17 protein-coding genes and 3 pseudogenes are annotated in these 18,593 nt (G+C 36.0%); 12 read left to right on the top strand and 8 right to left on the bottom strand.

Annotation, left to right across the window (positions count from 1 at the left end; translation table 11 throughout):
* Positions 1–158 precede the first annotated feature (158 nt).
* The 5 genes and pseudogenes from ABLO99_RS04455 to ABLO99_RS04435 form a co-directional block, all read right to left on the bottom strand.
* Entirely contained in the window at positions 159–1,331 is a 1,173-nt protein-coding gene (locus ABLO99_RS04455; RefSeq protein WP_047759650.1) for an ankyrin repeat domain-containing protein, read from the bottom strand.
* A 590-nt stretch (positions 1,332–1,921) separates the two neighbouring features.
* Positions 1,922–2,782 (bottom strand): Rpn family recombination-promoting nuclease/putative transposase, encoded by an 861-nt coding sequence (locus ABLO99_RS04450; protein WP_410543681.1) that lies wholly within the window; start codon positions 2,780–2,782, stop codon positions 1,922–1,924.
* Positions 2,783–2,947: 165 nt separating this feature from the next.
* A pseudogene (locus tag ABLO99_RS04445) lies at positions 2,948–4,749 on the bottom strand (reverse transcriptase domain-containing protein).
* Positions 4,750–5,363: 614 nt separating this feature from the next.
* Positions 5,364–5,783 carry a group II intron maturase-specific domain-containing protein gene (locus ABLO99_RS04440; protein ID WP_161794193.1) on the bottom strand — a complete coding sequence of 140 codons (420 nt, stop codon included), beginning with the start codon at positions 5,781–5,783 and terminating at the stop codon, positions 5,364–5,366.
* A complete protein-coding gene (locus ABLO99_RS04435; RefSeq protein ID WP_349968467.1) occupies positions 5,773–6,078 on the bottom strand; it encodes a reverse transcriptase domain-containing protein in 306 nt (101 codons plus the stop codon). The genes ABLO99_RS04440 and ABLO99_RS04435 overlap by 11 nt, the downstream gene beginning before the upstream one ends.
* Positions 6,079–6,414: 336 nt before the next feature.
* On the opposite strand from ABLO99_RS04435, the gene ABLO99_RS04430 reads away from it, so the two are divergent.
* From ABLO99_RS04430 to ABLO99_RS04395, 8 genes and pseudogenes are all read left to right on the top strand, one after another.
* Complete coding sequence (locus ABLO99_RS04430; protein WP_153295389.1) at positions 6,415–6,552, top strand: hypothetical protein; 138 nt, start codon at positions 6,415–6,417, stop codon at positions 6,550–6,552.
* On the top strand, positions 6,549–7,064 hold the full coding sequence (locus tag ABLO99_RS04425; protein ID WP_349966864.1) for a recombinase family protein: 516 nt from the start codon (positions 6,549–6,551) through the stop codon (positions 7,062–7,064). Before ABLO99_RS04430 ends, ABLO99_RS04425 begins: the two co-directional genes overlap by 4 nt.
* Positions 7,024–7,170 carry a recombinase family protein gene (locus ABLO99_RS04420; RefSeq protein ID WP_153295385.1) on the top strand — a complete coding sequence of 49 codons (147 nt, stop codon included), beginning with the start codon at positions 7,024–7,026 and terminating at the stop codon, positions 7,168–7,170. The genes ABLO99_RS04425 and ABLO99_RS04420 overlap by 41 nt, the downstream gene beginning before the upstream one ends.
* Positions 7,171–7,243: 73 nt before the next feature.
* Positions 7,244–7,687: a zinc ribbon domain-containing protein gene (locus tag ABLO99_RS04415; RefSeq protein WP_349966862.1), complete on the top strand. Its 444-nt coding sequence runs from the start codon at positions 7,244–7,246 to the stop codon at positions 7,685–7,687.
* Positions 7,677–8,039, top strand: a complete 363-nt coding sequence (locus tag ABLO99_RS04410; protein ID WP_349966885.1) for a hypothetical protein — start codon at positions 7,677–7,679, stop codon at positions 8,037–8,039. Before ABLO99_RS04415 ends, ABLO99_RS04410 begins: the two co-directional genes overlap by 11 nt.
* Complete coding sequence (locus ABLO99_RS04405) at positions 7,963–8,436, top strand: reverse transcriptase domain-containing protein (protein ID WP_349968465.1); 474 nt, start codon at positions 7,963–7,965, stop codon at positions 8,434–8,436. Before ABLO99_RS04410 ends, ABLO99_RS04405 begins: the two co-directional genes overlap by 77 nt.
* A gap of 39 nt (positions 8,437–8,475) precedes the next feature.
* A complete protein-coding gene (locus ABLO99_RS04400) occupies positions 8,476–8,886 on the top strand; it encodes a group II intron maturase-specific domain-containing protein (RefSeq protein WP_349966883.1) in 411 nt (136 codons plus the stop codon).
* A gap of 12 nt (positions 8,887–8,898) precedes the next feature.
* Positions 8,899–10,371, top strand: a pseudogene (locus ABLO99_RS04395) (recombinase family protein).
* A 366-nt stretch (positions 10,372–10,737) separates the two neighbouring features.
* Here ABLO99_RS04395 and ABLO99_RS04390 read toward each other — a convergent pair.
* Positions 10,738–12,330: an ankyrin repeat domain-containing protein gene (locus tag ABLO99_RS04390; RefSeq protein WP_349966882.1), complete on the bottom strand. Its 1,593-nt coding sequence runs from the start codon at positions 12,328–12,330 to the stop codon at positions 10,738–10,740.
* 133 nt (positions 12,331–12,463) lie between these two features.
* Here ABLO99_RS04390 and ABLO99_RS04385 point away from each other — a divergent pair, with 133 nt between their 5' ends.
* Complete coding sequence (locus tag ABLO99_RS04385; protein ID WP_349966866.1) at positions 12,464–13,741, top strand: IS4-like element ISWpi18 family transposase; 1,278 nt, start codon at positions 12,464–12,466, stop codon at positions 13,739–13,741.
* 279 nt (positions 13,742–14,020) lie between these two features.
* On the opposite strand, the gene ABLO99_RS04380 is transcribed toward ABLO99_RS04385, so the two are convergent.
* The gene (locus ABLO99_RS04380) at positions 14,021–14,500 is read right to left on the bottom strand and encodes a hypothetical protein (RefSeq protein ID WP_349966880.1); all 480 of its coding nucleotides are present in this window, start codon (positions 14,498–14,500) and stop codon (positions 14,021–14,023) included.
* A gap of 132 nt (positions 14,501–14,632) precedes the next feature.
* Here ABLO99_RS04380 and truB point away from each other — a divergent pair.
* Positions 14,633–15,046, top strand: a pseudogene (truB, locus tag ABLO99_RS04375) (tRNA pseudouridine(55) synthase TruB); the annotation flags it as partial.
* Positions 15,047–15,209: 163 nt separating this feature from the next.
* On the opposite strand, the gene ltrA reads toward truB, so the two are convergent.
* Entirely contained in the window at positions 15,210–16,550 is a 1,341-nt protein-coding gene (gene ltrA, locus ABLO99_RS04370; RefSeq protein WP_349966878.1) for a group II intron reverse transcriptase/maturase, read from the bottom strand.
* A 510-nt stretch (positions 16,551–17,060) separates the two neighbouring features.
* Between ltrA and ABLO99_RS04365 the strand changes: the two genes are divergently transcribed.
* A complete protein-coding gene (locus tag ABLO99_RS04365) occupies positions 17,061–17,975 on the top strand; it encodes a patatin-like phospholipase family protein (RefSeq protein ID WP_349966876.1) in 915 nt (304 codons plus the stop codon).
* Positions 17,960–18,544: a hypothetical protein gene (locus ABLO99_RS04360; protein WP_349966875.1), complete on the top strand. Its 585-nt coding sequence runs from the start codon at positions 17,960–17,962 to the stop codon at positions 18,542–18,544. Before ABLO99_RS04365 ends, ABLO99_RS04360 begins: the two co-directional genes overlap by 16 nt.
* Positions 18,545–18,593 lie beyond the last annotated feature (49 nt).

The following is an 18,593-nucleotide window of genomic DNA, read 5'->3' as shown; positions in this document are numbered from 1 at the left end:
TTAAGCTTATTTAAGAGGCTTTTATAGGAAATTACTTTTTAGGTTAGAAGATTTTTCTACAATAGTGATTGACAAGTTTTAAAGGTGGGAATACTACACCTAAAATATAATAGAAGCTAATTCATTATGGTACGTAAGAGGGTACAATATTTTTTCATTTATTTATTAAAGAATTTTTGGTAATCTATGCTTTTAGATATTGTTGCGTTATTTAGCAAACTTCCAGGACACTGATTGAGTTTTTCAAACTTACTTATTGCCCCATTTAAGTCTCTTTCTATAGCACTAATCTCTCTTTCTCTTCTTGTCAAAAACGGATCAGCTCTGAATATTTTTTCTCCCGTAAACATCCTGACTATTACATCAACTAGCAGAACCGTTCCATTAACTTGTGAAGAACTAATCGAGCCTCCAGCTGAATAGGCAACATGCTGCTGTGCAGAAATAATGCTTTTGCATAAGCCATTGACTACAGTAGTAGTTGAATCTTTCAAATGACCAACCGCACTATTAATAAAAGAAGAAGATCTGACAGCACTGCTTGGTACAGATGTAGATTGCGCAGCATCATCTGGATTGATATTTATACTTTCCGCAGCAATTTCTTGTACTATCTTATCGTAATAATATTTATCAAGGTCTGAAGGTGTTGTGCCTTCTTTATTTTTAATATTAATATCAGCATTATTATCGTATAACAGTTTTATTATCTGAGGATGTTGGGAACTAATAGCCAAATGCATAGGTGTGTTCCCCTGTTCGTTTTGAACATTGACATCAGCATGATATTTAACAAGAAGTTCAACTATTTTTAAGTAATTTTTTCGGACAGCAGCATGTAAACATGTATCTTGCGAATCATCATAAAGATCAAATTTGCTATTTGGACTAGCACCACGCTTAAGTAAGACCTCCACTTTTTCCAGACTATTGTCATATATAGCCCAACCTACAAGAGTGCGCGCTTCTCCAGCACATAAAAAATAGCCACCAATTTTAGCCCCCTCATCGATTAGAAGCTCTATCATTTCTGTAGTGCAGTGCCTGACAGCATAATATATAGGGGAAAGGTCAAAATAATCCTTAATGTTAACATTAGCACCATTCTTAATCAAATACTCCGTTATTTTTAAATTTTTTTTATTAACAGCAATCGATAAAGGTGAGTCACCATTCTTATCTTTAGAGTTAATAATAATATTGGATTTAAGAATATAAGCCTCTGCTATTCTTGCTTTTTTAACATATTTTTTAACTTCCTGAAAACTCTCTTCCCTTACTGCAAAGCGTAGATCATCTTTCAATTTCTCAAATTCCGTACTTGTTAACATAACTCATCCAAAAAAATAACATCTTCGACTTTATATCACACAATTTAGTACGCACAAGTAAAATTTACAGAAGAAATGAAAAGAAATTTCTGACCTTACCAAGAAAAAGTAGACAGAAAGTTAAGACGTTTTTCGAAGAGGTGTTTGATATGACAAATAGAAGAGAATATACAACAGAGTTTAAATTAGAAGCTATAAAACTAGTAAAAGGAACAAGTCAACTATCAGCAAAAATAGGAAGAGATTTGGGTATTAGCGGCTAAGCAGGTGGGTAAAAACATACAATATCTGGAACCAAGGAAAAGGAATTTGTGACAAAAAAAAGTTTGATTTAAAGAAAGAGCTGGCAACGAGAGAAAGAGACATTTTAAAAAAAGCCCTGGGATATTTTGCAAACCAAAAAGAGTTTTTATAAAAGAACATGAAAACTGCTATAAAACACGGGAATTATGAAGGTTTTTGAACGTATCTGCTTGTATAGATGGATTGCTCAGAAAAAAAACAATAAGAGAAGAGCTCATACAAGATATTCAGAAGGTATATCAAGTTCTAATTATTCTTCTCAAGCTCAAGGGTTTAATGGATAAAATTTAAATCCTTAACTTTTTGATTTCATCTACCAAAAGGCCTGTGATTTCAGCGATAACATCAATAGAAACACCGGCCTTGAGTGAGTTTTTTGCAACTTCAATTTTACCTTCAATTTTACCTTTTTCATGGCCGATTTGGATGCCTTCTAGTCTACCTTTTTCTTGACCTAATCTAAACCCCTCATCAAATTTTTCAGCAAAAGCAGCAATCTCATCCATTATACGTTTTTTCCTTTGCTCATATGCTAGTAATTCTTCTTCTGACCAGTTAAACTTATTCATCTCTTCATAAGCTCGTTTTATTATTACGTCACTACCAACTATCTTATCTAGATCCTCTTCCCTTGTTTCTCCTGCATAACGAAAAAAATAACACCACTTTTCGACTATATTTTCTAATTGATCTTCTTGTGTTTTTGGGAATTTCGGTAATTCTATGAAAGTAAAACTAAAGTCCTTCAGGTCATGTTCAAATGTTTTTCTATCAAGAGTAACGTGATCGGATTTGTACTCTGGTTTATTAGGAAATAGGATAAAATCAGTGATAGCAATAAAGACAACTTCCTTCAGATCTTGATATTGACCACCTACGTCAGCTTGACTTGAGTAGGCTTTGGCAGCATAGTATTGTGCACGTTTTTCGAAGCCAGTAGTTCTAGCGACTTGCATCTCAACAATTGTTTGAACACCTTTAGAATCTCTACACAATACATCAACAATACTTTCCTTTTTAGCAGCAATATCAGGATTTTGAATGGGATTTAGAAACTGCACATTTTCTATTTTAGCTTCATCAGTAAGGCCTAGAATGTCATTGAGAAAGTGGATAAGAATGTCTTTATTTTTTTCAGTGCCAAATATTCTTTTGAACGAGTAAGAGTTTAGTGGACTGAGATATTTTCCACTAAACTCTCCTCTAGGAACCGTACTTGAAGTAGAGTGGGCAGCCAGCGAGTTACTTGTTAAGTACTTTTCCAACAACCCCTCTCCGAATCACGCATCCGTATCACGTGGCTCTCCAATAATCTAACGTTTTAAGGAGTCACCATCATATTTTCCATATTGGATTTTCTTATGGCATTCATGACAAACAACAAGAGTCTTCCTCTGTCGTTCAATCATTCTCTTTTTCCATTTCGGTAGCTCAGTATTACGTTTACCTAGCAAATCAGCAAGTTTACGTACGTGATGTACTTCAATCTGCTCTTGTGATTTACATAATTCACAAGTTTGTGCCAATAGTCTTTGCTCTATTTCACTACGCTTATTCCATATTGGTATAAGGTTGTCACTTATGCTTACCCATTTATTCCATTTTAGTGGTACAGCACCAAAGTGTGTAATTAATGGTATCTTTGATGATAAACGATCTACTCTGATTTGGATGACTTTTCGTTTTTCACCTTCATCGTTTTCAATCATCGCACCAAATTTTCTATAAATTTTCCTGCAAGTTGTTTTGTATTTAGATGCTAAAGTCTTTACTAATGATACTTCCATCACATACTTCAAATAACTTAGTGTGTGAAGGTTGTAGGCCATTTTGTAATATTGTACAATTCCTCGATATTCAGTTTGATACTGAGCAACAATACTGTAAGCTGTATCAAGTGTACGTTGAGGTAAATGTATAGGCTTTCCACAACGCATATATTCAGAACACTTTTTCTGCTTTATATGATGTGGTACACGTAACCCAATACTACCGTTAATACATCGTTGTGTCCGATGATCATGTTTATCATCTGCATGCAAGACGTGTATTTCATAACCCAAAAAATTGGCTTTGCTATCACATGCGTGTGTAATAAGCGTTTTATCTTCATTAAGCATAAGTTTGAGCTCCTCATTGAGGAATTTAGCAATCTCATTTTTAATTTGTTCAGCTTCATTTTTTGGTCCTGCAAACCCTACTAGAAAGCATACCTAACATACCAAAGACGTCGATAATTTGGATCGCAAGAATCCTTAGATGGCATACTCTGCACTAATTGACGCAGTTGTTTTGCTTGATCCCAGTTCCCTTGTTTTCTCATCATCGATACTTGCATGGTTAACCTTAAATATTTTGGATTTGTCCTTCTTCGCTTACCTCGGTTATTTGCTGGTATTAGTATATGCTCCACATGTTTATCTAACCGATCGAGTAATATGTTACTCAGAATTGGACCAATAATAGAACCTTGTGGTACCCCACTATGACTCTTATTGTACTTCCAATTTTCCATATATCCTGCTTTTAACAGTCGATTGATTAGCTGAATAAAACGGTTATCTTGGAAGCTTTCACTCAGTATTTTCAACAACATAGTATGATCAATTGAGTCATAACATGCACTGAGATCTCCCTCTATAAACCATTTTGTACCTCTGCCTTTTTGCATTACTGCTCTTAATGCAGTGTGGCATCCACGCTTTGGTCGAAATCCATGTGAACATTCACTAAATTTAGGCTCATAGTAGGCTTCCAATATTAATCGGATTACTTCTTGAAGTAACTTATTTGACCATGTTGGCAATCCTAACGGCCTGCGTTTACCACTCTTCTTTAAAATATAGATACGTTTTACTGGTGTCCACCGATATCGCTCATAGCGTAGATCCTCTATGATTTTATCGATTTTCTCCAAAGACATACCATCAACTGTTTCAGTTGTCACACCTTCTGTCATAGCACCTTTATTACAACAAAGTTTGCCATACGCTCGAAGGTAAAGATCACGCTGATAAAGTAGGCGATATACGTTTTTAACCGGCAAATTTCTTTGTCCACGTTCACGTATAATGTTAAGTATTGTTTCAGCCTGCGTACCTCCCAATTTCAACATTCGATTATCTGTCACCCTTTGCCCTGTATGTGGCTTTCCCACACTCCCCGGTGATTCGTTACTTTCACGACTACTACGATGACTCCGTAACCATAGAACTCGCATTCCTTAGGTCATCCCATGTTCCGTCACTAAGAACTGTTCTAGATCAACTTAGGTTTTCTATTCATCCTCTTAAATAAGTTCACTACTTATCGTTCTACAGCCAGAATGTCACACAGACGAAAGTTTAATCTTTGCTTACTGTAGACATGGGGTTTTAAATGTGATACCCATGGATGTGAAGTTCCACCCCTGAAGATTGGAATTCAAGCAGTTTAGCTTTAACCATATTGATCAGGTGTTGCAAGCCGTTATCTTACACATCTTCAGATAACTCTCGCTTTACATACATGCTCTTGTCCTCCTTCCCTTTCGGGTTAAAGTTAGTTGTTCACCTCGAGGCCCTTTATTCTGAACCCCGCTTAGCTCCGCTAAGTATTTCTTAATGCGTACCACGGCGCACAGTTTCCCTTCATACGGCTCGAGCCATCTTAAGTCCTTTTCTCGAGAACCGGCAACAGCTTCCTTCAAATATTCTGGCATTTCAAATTCCTTACTAGGATTAACATTAATCATATCTTATCATCCTCATAAAGAGAAGGATTATTTGATCTACGTTTTTCAAAGTAGGCATACCATTCTTTATCGTAGGGATTTGCCTCAGCTTGAATTTTCTTGTGGCGACGAATTGGTACGCTTGTTGCTTGAAAGAGTTCCTTCCACTCAACTGTACCTTTATTCTTAGTCAGCGCTGCAAAGCACCATCTTCTGGCTTCTTTTGTTTTAAAGTATTTCTCCTTAATCCAGCGTAAGCCTTTATTAGGGTGTCTGCGTTTTGACCATTGCCATAAGGCTTTAAAAATCTCAGAATCCACTTTCTCATAAGCTTTTCTTGCGCATATTCCCCTGTGGTAATAGACCCACCCTCGAATTTGAGGTGTGAGCAGTTCTATTACTTTTTCTTGGGTTGCTGCGCAGTTCTTACGAATCAAGCACCGGATGCGCTTCAGAAGTCGGTTTGTACTTTCTGCTGAAGGTTTGATGATTATCTTCCTTTCGTACTGTCTGACCTAGAAAATCAAATCCCTGTTCTACGTGTGTGATCTTGGTTTTTCCTGTGGATAGAGTTAACCCTCTGTCGCTGAGGAAATCCTCTACTAGCCTTTTAACTTTAGTCTCAAGAATTTCTTTTGATTTTCCAGTTACTATGAAGTCATCCGCGTAGCGAATCACGTGCGCACCATATTTCTTGCGTTTTCTTGTTCCCGAAATGTTTACTGATAACATTTTCGAAACCATCAAGGGTCAAGTTAGCAAGTACAGGGGAGATTACCCCGCCAACAATGTTGCAAAAAACGTAAAATTAGAGAAAAGCATTTCTCGAAAACTTCTATGTCCAAAAACAAGAGTGCCATTTATTTATAGTGCCAACAATCAATTAACCATCAGTTTCAATGAATGATATGAACATATTATTTCAAGGAAAGTTCATGGGGAATAAGAGATTAGCTATACGGATTAGCTGTAGCTATGAAACTAACCAGTTGGCAGAAAAGTATTTGTTAGATGCTTATGAAAAAGCCGTGTCAAAGCAAGTAAGCCAAAAAAATTTAAAACATAAAAATGGGATTCAAGGAGGATCAAATGGTAACAGTGAGTTTATATGCAAGAGTTTCTTCAGGGAAACAAGCACAAGAAAATACAATAGCAAGTCAAGTTGCAGCTTTAGAGAAGCAAATTAGTACGGATGGGTACAAGTGAGTATAAATTTATTGACAATGGCTACAGTGTTAGTCCGTCCTGATCTAGAAAAATTACATGATAAAGTAACAGAAGGTAAAATTGATAGATTCATTCACCTGATCGCTTATCTAGGAAATATGCATATCAAATTTGAAGAATTTGAGAAAGCAGGAGCAGAAACGGTTTTCTTAAATTATGAGATTAACAATAATCCAGAATCTCAGTTACTGTTACAAATGCAAGGTATGATAGCAGAATATGAACGAGCGAAAATTATGGAACGAAGTCGTCGCGGAAAGATTTACGCAGCTAATAAAGGTTGTGTAAGCGTAATGGGAGGAGCTCCTTATGGTTATCGTTATATAGATAAATATATGGGAGGAGGACAAGCTTTATTTGAAATAAACGAAGAAGAAGCTAATATTGTTAGGAAAGTATTTTTGTGGGTAGGAAGAGAAAGTTGGGGAAGTGTGTCGTCGGCTAAACACTATGTCTATTATAACACGAACAGGAAAAAAGTGCTGGGATAGAAGTGTGATTTGGGGTATGTTAAAAAATCCTGCTTACAAAGGACAAGCGGCTTTTGGTAAAACAAAAGTAGGTACAACATATCAGACCACAGAAACATTCTTGTGAACAACCGAAAGATAATTACTCTACCTATTCTGTTGAAAAAGCAAATTGGATTTATGTTAAAGTGCCAAATATAGTGGACGAAGATGTATTTGATATAGCTCAAGAACAATTAGCTGAAAATAGAAAAATAGCAAGGACAAGAGAAAGAGGAGCAAAACATTCACTACAAGTATGTAAGCGTTGTCGTTATGCATATTACGGAAGTCCTGTAAGAAATAAGCGAGGAGAAAAAATTGATCATTATGCTTATTATCGTTGTATAGGTAGAGATTCTTACCGTTTTGGTGGTAATAAAATTTGTGATAATAAACACATTCGTACAGATGCATTAGAAACAGCCGTGTGGGAAGAGGTTAAGCATTTATTGAAAAATCCAAATAGGGTTTTGGAAGAATACAGGCGTAGACTTTCAGAGCTTAAAAAATCATCATGGGATCAAAAAAGCGATTTACTAGAGAAACAAGAAAATAAATTAAAACGTGGTATTGCTAGACTTATTGATAGTTATGCTCAATAATCAAGAAGAATTTGAACCACGAATTAAAGCAATGAAACAAAGTTTAAAAACAATTGAAGAGGAGAAGAAAAGGATATTCGATCAAAAGAAATTAAAACAGGAATTAACTTTGGTTATAACCAATTTAGAAGACTTTTCTTCCAATATTACATCAAACCTTGATAACGCAGGCTGGCTAACTAAACGTGATATTATTAGAACGTTAGTCAAGAGAATTGAAATTAACCTTGAGGACGTAAATGTGGTATTTCGTGTAAAAGAGCTACCAAACTCTCCTGGAAATAATCGAGAAGAAAAGAAAAATTTGCAACATTGTTGGCGGGGTATTATCACCTCTGCTGGCAAATATTAGTCTATCAAGAATTGAAGACTCATATGGTCAGTATGTGAAGTACCCAGTACAGAAAAATGGCCTTCCGTATAAACGCCCTGTAGATGCTTTGCGAATATATCGCCACCGAGAGCGTAAAGCTGGACGTCCAGTTTATCTTCCTATCCGCTACGCAGATGACTTTGTTATCTTGGTAAACGGTACACAAGAAGATGCTATGCGTGAAAAGGCACGTTTAAGGGAAGTTCTTCTCGAGGAATTAAAATTATCCTTGTCTGAAGAAAAGACCAAAGTAACGCGCTTAGATGAAGGGTTCACATTCCTTAGTCACCGCATACGTCTTAGGTGGGATAAGAGGTGGGGATATTGGTCTCGAGTAGAAATACCGAAAGAAAAAATTAAAGACTTTCGGTACTAAATCAAACAGAAAACACTACGAAAATATATACATCTCTCTATGGAAGAGATCATTAGCATGATTAACCCAATAATACGGGGTTGGGGAAATTTTTATCGCCATTGTCATAATGCTAAATGTGTTTTTTCAGCACTGGATCACTATGTGTGGAACAGGTTATGGAGATGGTTAAAGAAGAAAAACCCAGATACATCCCGGAGAGTTCTCTGTAAACGCTACAGGCAGAAAATGGAGAACAGATCAAGGTATCGGTGGTTGAATATCATGCTGATGGCAGATATTAAAGTAGGTCGTCATGATTTGGTTAAGCTACGCTACCCCGACTACGCGCATAAAACATTGGAAAGCCCGGTGTATAACGAAAGGTGCACGCCGGGTTTGGGAATAGAGGAAGAGGAAACCAATATGAGTAATCATAGAACGGCCTCTTCCTCATATTCACATGCGTGATAAAAGTGGAAATTGAGGAGAGAGAATGCTAAAAGAGGAAAATCAAATGAAGATGGACTAGAACAAAAGTTTAATAGCTTGGACGCGCAGCGAGTAGCATGTGAAAAGTACATAAAGAGCAGAGAAGGCTGGGTAATATTGGCGAAAAGGTACGATGATGGCGGATTTTCAGGGAAAAATTTAGAAAGACCAGCAATAAAGGAATTATTTGAAGATGTAAAGGCAGGAGAAGTAGATTGTGTAGTAGTATATACATTAGACAGGTTATCAAGGGAAACAAAAGACAGTATAGATGTAACATCATTTTTTAGAAGGCACCGAGTAAATTTTGTAGCAGTAACGCAGATATTTGACAAATAATACGCCAATGGGAAAGTTCGTACAAACAGTGTTATCAGGAGCAGCACAACTAGAAAGAGAGATGATCGTAGAAAGGGTAAAAAATAAAATAGCAACATCAAAAGAGCAAGGATTATGGATGGGAGGAATTTTGCCATTTGGGTATGATGTAAAAGATAAAGAGTTAGTAATAAATGAGAAAGAAGCAAAAACAGTGAAGCATATATTTGAAAGATATTTGGAGCTAAAATCAATGGCAGAATTGGCAAGGGAGTTAAACAGAGAAGGATATCGAACAAGGTCTGATATCTTTAAAAAGGCAACGGTGAGAAGAATAATAACAAATCCAATATATGTGGGAAAAATCAGGCATTATGAAAAAGAGTATGAGGGAAAGCATGAAGCGATAATAGAAGAAGAAAAATGGCAGAAAGCACAGGAATTGATAAAGAATCAACCATATAGAAAGGCGAAATACGAGGAAGCACTGCTTAGGGGAATAATTAAATGTAAGAGCTGTGATGTAAATATGACGCTGACGTATGCAAAAAAAGAGAATAAGAGATATCGATATTACGTATGCAACAATCATTTAAGGGGAAAAAATTGTGAATCAGTAAATCGAACAGTAGTAGCAGGAGAAGTGGAAAAAGAAGTGATGAAGAGAGTAGAAGATTTATATGAAAAATGGGGAGAAAAAGCAGAAGAATGGAAAAATTTAAGTTTTGGAAAGCAGAAAGAAGTAATGAAAAAGCTAATAAGAACAGTATTGATAGAAGAAGATGGAATAGAAGTGCATTCTGAGTCAGAAAAGACATTTATACCAATGTGGTTAAAAAAGAAAGGAACAAATGCACAGTAATCGAACCAGAAGGGAAAACAAATAATGCGCTACTGAAAGCAGTGGTAAGAGCTCATTTGTGGAAACGTCAATTAGAGGAAGGAAAATATGGAAGCATAGGAGAGTTGAGTGCAAAAATTAATATAGGTACAAGACGAATACAACAAATTTTAAGGCTGAATTATTTAGCACCAGAGATTAAAGAAGACATAGTGAGTGGAAAACAACCAAGAGGTTTGAAGTTAGTTGATTTGAGAAAAATACCGATGTTATGGAGTGAGCAGATGAAAAGGTTTTCGGCTTAGCATCTTAATTTACAAAAGCAACAGGAGATCGATGTGCCAGAAATTGAGAGAAATTAGTGCTAAATACTTAATTATATAATAAAAATAGTGATAATCTTAACTTGCATGTGAAACGACCCCAGAGCTTCAAAATTATTGCGTAAGAGCCTAATGTTCCTGAAAGCCCCTCTCCCGCTGAACCATGTTTTGATGCTGCAGATGAAAAATCATTAACACGGCAAAGACAAGCAATCCTGGCTGGTGTTGCTGGCACAGTGTTATTAGTAAGCAGCGTTGTATCCTATGTCCTGAAAATGCATATCATAGCAGTAGTTGGCGGAATTGGGTTGACTTGTTTAAGTTTTGCGCTGTATAATACTACAAAGCTCAAAAAAATGAACGAGCTGCTTCTCCACTGCCTATAGAAACAGATACATTTGACTTTTTCGTCCCTGGATCTTCTGATTTCTCACAAGCTTTGACAATACCAGCGACCATTAATATAGCTGCTGCTAAAACTGTTAAAGCTAGTGCAGCTACAGGATACGCCAACACACAGGCTGCAATAGCACCAGCTATACATAGCCCAACAACACTTAGGACAATCTTTCCTTTGTGTTCACTCCAGAGGATCATACCGTTAGCATTATTTTCTGCATCTAGTATGTCTTGACGGATCAAAGATGCAATTGCTATATTTTGTAAATCCTTATTTTCTGCATCTGGTATGTTTTGACGGATCAAAGATGCAACTGCTATATTTTGTAAGTCCTTTTTGTCAAATTTTTCTAACTCTTTTTTGAATATATCAGCTTGTCTATATACTATATGTTCTATTTTTCCTGAAGAATTATTATTACTATCCATATTTGTTAAAATACTATACAGCATATTATCAGCACGGAAGACAACTTCATCTTTCCTTTCTTCTCCTTCTTTTTGAGAAGATACAACAGCAAACTTACCGCGCGTAATATTTTCTTCTATCTCTCTTTCTTTACGTCCTATTTCACGTTTTATCTCTCTTTCTTTACATTCTATTCTAAAAGGGAGATAATTTTTAAGCCAATCATATGTAGGAAACGGTGCATACGAACAATTTTTTCGATAAGCTTTAAGCTCCTCCTTTAGTCGGTCTCTGTTATCGCGATTTTTTAATAGATTTAAAACATTTTCTGGACGCTCATTACACAATAAAATAACCCTGTATATTGTGGGAAATTCACAAGATAGCATCTGCTCCATTTTTCCATAAATCTCAAAATCGTCAGGACAATTATCTTTAAGAATACTTTTATTTCTATCACTTAGTTCATAATAGTGTTCTTGTAATAAGTCAATTAACTCACCTATACCAATTAGTTTTCTATCAGAATTTTTATCTTCAAGAATACTTATAATACACTTATAAATACTGCTAAATTCATAACTATCAATATTAGCCTCTTGCTTTAATAACAAACGACACCACTCAATTTTCCCCCTAATTTCGGCTGAGATAACAGGCGTTGCATCAAAATAATCTGCGTACATAAAACTACAAGTTTGTCCATAATGAAGAAAAACTTTACGATAAAGTTTTTCTAACTCTACTAGAGTTTTCTTTATGAAAGTATTACCTTGATTGTCTTGAATACTAACATCAGCTCCTGCTTCTATTAGAACCTTTGCTACCTCTGTACAGCCCTTGTAAGCAGCCAAAATTAAAGGAGTCTTTTTAAATCTATCTACTGCATTAACACCTGCTCCTTGATTTAACAGAATTTTTACTACATCTTTGTGACCCTCCATAGCAGCAAGATGTAAAGGAGTTCTTTTCAATTCATCTACTACATTAATATTTGCTCCCCTATTCAATAGAGTTTCTACTATATTAAAATGATTATTTTTAGCGGCCCAATGTAAAGGAGTATGTCCATCTTCATTATCAATTTTATCAACATACCTAAGTATTAATTCTGCAACACGTACCTCATTCAATCTGCATGCATAACTTAAAGCTGTACCAAGAGCACTGCCATTAAGTTAAGGGAAAGTGATGGACTGTATTGTAAAATCAGGTAAGATCCACAAATTAAAAGAAGTAATGACATGAGTAAAAAAAAGAATAATCATGTTTATAAAAAATAAATTGATGAGTTTAAACTTTATAAACGCACACAGAGCATCCTCAAAAGACTTCTCACGAAAAAGAAAGCTGCCCTTCATTAATGTATTTCTCCTGATTTTTAGAAAGAGTGTAAAGTCATTACAAGTAATGCTTAATGAGTTTGTTCTGCATACAAGAAAAGATTACACAATTACGGCAAGTGCATTTACTCAAGCAAGAAAGAAGCTAAAGCATACTGCGTTTTCAGAGTTAAATGATGATATAGTTTCCCTATACTACCAAGATCAGGAATTTAAAACCCACCATGGCTTCAGAGTACTTGCATTTGATGCTTCAATACTGATTCTGCCAAAGAGCGACAAAATAATAGGCGAGTTTGGCTCAAGAGCAGTATGGAATGGAATCCAGAGATTTGAAGACTATACAAGTGCAACCTTTGAAGTTTGCTACGATGTGCTAAATAATATTGCAATAAAATCTGTGCTAAGTAGAGGTGACAGCTATGAGGTTGATTTAGCGATCGGTATGCTTGAATCCATAAAATCAGACGATTTGTTAATCTGTGATAGAGGATACGTATCTTATCGATTTCTTGCTGAGCTTACAGGAAGGAAAATCAATTATATAATTCGCTGTCCAAGTTCGTCTTTCAATGAAATAAACGCTATGTTTAAGCCGGAAAGCCCATCTAGTATGGTGGTAGTGTCTACCGCACCTATTAAAGTAGCAAGACAGCTACGAAAGCTAGGATTACCTGATGAGATGAAATTCAGGTTAGTCAAAATAATACTTTCTTCTGGAGAAGTTGAAGTGTTAGTAACATCTCTGTTAGATGAGCAAAGTTTTACAGTCGAAGAGTTTGAGAGATTATATTACTTGCGCTGGGGAGTAGAAACATTTTTTTCTAGGCTGAAGGGAAGATTAAATTTAGAGAATTTCACAGGAAAAAGTATTGAAACTATCAAGCAGGATTTTTGGTCAACTATCTTCATCAGTAATCTAGAAAGTATCATGATAGAAGATGATGAAGAGACATTGAGCGCACAGAATAGTAAACTAAAAAAAAGCATCAATAAATCTGTCTCATTTAATGCGATTAAAAACTTAGCCTTTGATATTTTTTCTACAGAGTCAGACATAGACTGCATTATGGATCGACTATCACAGTTATTTTTGATGAACACTTTAGTGGTAAGAAAAGGGAGAAGAGTTGATCGTCATAAGATATCTGATATTCGTTCACTCAACTACCAGAAAAGAGCTAGAAAACATGTGTTTTAAATTCAAGATATCTTTTCAGTATCATTGCATTAGTACATTCTTTGCAAAATAACCTGCAATTATTACTTTTTTAAATAACTTGCACTTTTCAGACTCCCTTTTCTTAAAAATTCACCCTAGTATTTACCATAATTATCAATCGCTTCAAATTTTTTGTCCAATCTTAACTTCTCTTTCCCTTAACTTAATGGCAGTGAGATTGCCTTAACCTTTACATATTCAAATGAAAGGAGAAAAAAAGAGGTAGAAAACCTACCTCCAGTCATACTAATTTATTTATTAAATGTCTGCCAATGCGTTTTCAGCATTCACATTAGCAACATCAGGATTTACTAAGAGAGCAGGTAAAAGTTCTCTAACTTTGCCTTCAAGATCATTTGAATTCAGTTTGCTATTCAATTGAGTTTCAATGTCAGACTTGTCAGCTTTGCTATTCAACTCATCTTTAGTAGCTAAATCTTTAATTTTTTCTTCAACTTCTGTTTTAGCGCCTGCTTTAGCTTCACTTATTTCTTCATTCTTATGCATTTGCTGATATGAAGCATAAGCTACTAAGGCAAAATATGCAGCCACAGTAAATAGAGCTACAATTCCAGCAGGATCAGCAACAAGTGCTAAAGATGCAGGGCCAGCAATTACTTTAGTAGCAATTAATATTGCTGTTATTGCTCCCGCTAAAGATGCAAGTGCAACTGTACCTTCAATACCCATTTTTGTTATAGGTGCTATGTTTTTTAGTTTCCATATACTTGTAGTCATAATCACTTCCTCCTTATTAAGGTTAATAAAAAATTAATCATATATCAATAATGCACGCTAGTCAAGCATTTTATTAACAACTTAGTATTTTATCTACTTTCTAAATTGTTACTAATTATGTAAGATTGATATATGGTAAATGGCTGGCTGAATCTTGACAAACCAATAGGAATTAGTTCTGCGCAAGCTGTAACCCAAGTTAAAAGGATTTTTGGAATAAAAAAAGCTGGTCATCTGGGAACACTTGATCCTTTGGCCTCAGGTGTGTTACCGATTGCTCTTGATGAAGCAACAAAAACTATACCGTATTTATCCTGCGACTTAAAGGCATACAATTTCACAATCAAATGGGGAAGGCAAACAACTACGGACGATTTAGATGGTGATATTATTAGAACCAGCACTATAAAACCTCAGTATAATCAAATAAATTGTGCGATTAAGGATTTTGTTGGTGAGATAACACAAACTCCTCCTCAATTTTCAGCAGTGAAAATCAAGGGAGCAAGAGCATATAAGTTGGCAAGAAATGGACAAAAAGCGAACAAGTTAATAAAATCAATAAATACCTAACGTAGGGTCGGGAACTGGCGCGCCTCTTTAGGGTTTGGTGGCTGATCCATTATTTTTCATCATGGGCCTCAATCCAAATTCCCATATTTACGTTTCCAGCTCCCGCCTCATCAAACGCAGCATGCAGTTTTCCGCACTACGCTTTCCTAGTAGTTTCTTTACCAAAGTTTATAGCATATTGTGCTGGTAATGCTTTCGGAACGTAATACCTTATTCTGTAGTCTTCATATAAACCTAGCGTTCGGTATATCCATTCGTTACTCCACTTCTTCCAGCCAAATCCTTTTGCTTTTCTGGCTCGCATTAAGTTGCGTCTTACTTTCTTCATTACCCACTGTTTCACGTACCTGAAGGTTCGACTTGAGTGTCCAATCCTAAAGTAGTTTACCCACCCTCTCAATATTGGATTAATGATATGAATCACTCTTCCTATTGGTTGCGACTTATAGCAGCGAAATATTTCCTTCAACTTGCGTATTAGGTTTGTCCGTGCTTTCATCTGTGGTGTTGTTTGTATGCTCCACTTTCCTTGTCTTGTAATTTTCCTTCGAAAATCAAATCCTAAGTAGCTGAATATTCTTCCTTCTTTTAGATTGATTACTTTTGTCTTTTCTTCATTTACTTCTACTTTTAGTTTTGCTAATTCTTCTTGTACCCTTTTGTAAACTGATTTTTCTAGCCATTTCCATTTTGGGTGTCCACTTATCAGTATCACTAAATCATCAGCCCATCTGGCGTATTCTATATGTTGATATTTTCCCTCTTTAGTCACCTCTTTTGCTTTCTCTAGCATTTTGTCTACCTCATTTAGGTATATATTACTCAGTAATGGCGAAATTGGTGATCCCTGTGCTATTCCTCGTTTTCCTCCTATCTTGAGGATTAGCTTAATTAAGCGCATGACTTCTTTATCGTTTATTCTTTTTGCAATTTTCTCCATAAGAATATGATGTCGCACGTTATCAAAGTAGGATTTCAGATCTAGGTCAATACATTTTGTGTTGCCTTCGATTGCTGTTTTTGCTACTCTGCTTATTGCTTCACACGCTTTTCTTTTTGGTCTATATCCATATGATCCGTCCTGAAAGTCAGATTCGAATATTGGTTCAATTATTAGCTTTAGTGCTGTTTGCACTACTCTATCCCGGATGCAGGGTATGTTCAACATTCTGAGTTTTTCTTCAGATTTTGGTATTTCCTTCCTCCGGTTCCTATTTGGGCTATAGGTTTTGGTTATTAGCTCGTGTCTTATTTGTTGGAGGTACCCTCTTAAGTCTGTTGCTTCTATTGATTCGAATGTCACTCCATCAATTCCTGGTGCTCCATTACTCTTCTTCGTTAGCTTGTAGGCTTCCTCCAGTGTCTCCATTTTGCAGACATGAACATAGATTCCCCAGAATCGCCATTCCGGTTCTGCCTTTGCTTTGGTATATATCTTTCTTCTCAGGTCTTGTAATTTTATTGGTATTTTTATCATTTTTACCTTTACCTTCCTTTTGTCAAAAGATTCCTACTAGTAGGGTGCCTTTGCTCCGTGAGAGTTACCTCACTTCTTCGCTACTACGCACCCATCCGCCACCCTCTCATCTTCGGTTTCTTTTCCTAGTTTATCTAGTTATAGAACCTACCACTCCAAGGTATTTCTCCTTGGGACGAGGAGGGCTTCTCCAGTTGCTCATATGTCCTTATCATCATGCTGTCACTATCACCCCGCCAAAGTGGTTCAGTTGTATCATTCGGGTTTCAACTGCCCATGTTGCCTTCACCAAGCCATGGTAGGTTCAGCCTTCGGTTCTGTACTTTTCGAGGTCACTTATGTGTTTACTCTCGTTACAGCCTGATGATTCACCATTATTCTTACTATAATGTTGTCGGTAGGCTTCAGTATCTTGGTTTCCCGTAATACTGCTACCCCAGTTACAGGACTCCGACTTTTATCCTGGTGGGCTTTTTCCCACTGAACATATTCACCTTTCCTGGACACACCATGACCAAATACATCCTTTCAGTTGATGGCGGAGGCATAAGAGGCATCATACCAGCCATTATACTAGCAGAAATAGAAAAGAGGGCAAGGAAACCGATAGCTGAAATCTTTGATTTAGTGGCAGGAACCTCAACCGGTGGGATTGTTGTGGCAGGATTATGTAAAAAAGATAAACCTCAATATTCAGCCAATGATTTAGTTGAGTTTTACCAAGAATACGGGTCATATATTTTTAAATCTTCATTCTTCAGGCGATCAATATTATCTTGGTTTAACTGTACACAATACCCACATAAAAATATTGAGTATGTACTTCATAAATATTTTGGCGATGATGTCTTTAAAAACACTTTAAGTAATGTGTTGATTACGAGTTACGATATTCACAATAACTGCCCATTTTTCTTCAAAAGCTGGAAAGAGGATAGGAATTTTATTAAATTAAGGGATGTATTAAGAGCAGCAACTGCAGCACCTACTTACTTTGCACCTAAATATCTTAAAATCAACCAAAAGGAAATGGTATTAGTGGATGGCGGGGTTTTTGCTAATAATCCAGCGGCATGTGCATATGCAAACAGTAAAAAACTTTTCCCTAATGAAGAGATCATTCTGGTGTCAATTGGCACAGGTCGGCTATCTAATCGAATCAAGTACAGGAAATTAGGGAAAATAGCTTGGATAAAGCCCCTATTAAATGTGATGTTTGCTTCGAGCCTTGATGTAGTGAATTATCAACTAGGTAACGTAATGGACGACAGATATATAAGAATACAATCACAACTGACAATAGCGTCGGCTGAGATGGATAATGTAACACCTGAAAATATTAAATGTCTTCAGCAAGAAGCAAATGCAATGATAGAGGACAACCAGGAAGTAATAGATAAATTTTTGAAATGCCAAGCAAACTAAAGAAATTATACCACAAAGCAAAGAAAGGTTTAAAAAACATAGTTTCGTCCGAAAAATATACTAATGGCCAAGAAGCTAAAACTTCAAACGATAAGCCAAAACCGCTACATGAGCAACCTCTAAAGATGATGGAGAAAACCTCTAAAGCAAAAAAAGATAAAAAAGGAATAAAAGAAAAAATAAAAAGCTTAAAAACAAAACCCGTAGAAAAAGAGCTGAAAAGAGGCAATACGTTCAAAAAAGGCTTCAAAAAGCTAAAAGGAAAAGTAAAAAAATTAAACCCAATAAAGGTTAAAAAAAATAAGATCATTGGAAGCAAAAAGTTAGCGCTTTTACTCACATCTGGTACGATTGTGGCAATTTTGCCGATGTTTAATTTGGCCACTTTTCCAGCCTTAGCCATAACTTCGGCATGTGTTTTCAGTATTAATTTTATTGCAGTAAAAACGTTAAAGAAAGTTATCAAACAATGCAAATTGGCTGCAAGACCCGAAGCTGAGCCAGAAAAACTAGAAGAGGTATCTGTTGAACAAGCGAAATCTAAGCAAATTTTCAGAGATGGCAAATAGATTTATTAAATAAACAATTACTTTTGCTTATATCTTAATATAATATCTC

Origin of the sequence: Wolbachia endosymbiont of Armadillidium arcangelii (assembly GCF_040207875.1) — a bacterium.
Lineage (GTDB): Bacteria > Pseudomonadota > Alphaproteobacteria > Rickettsiales > Anaplasmataceae > Wolbachia.
Note: the sequence above shows the minus strand (reverse complement) of the source record. Positions and strands in the feature narration are given on the sequence as shown.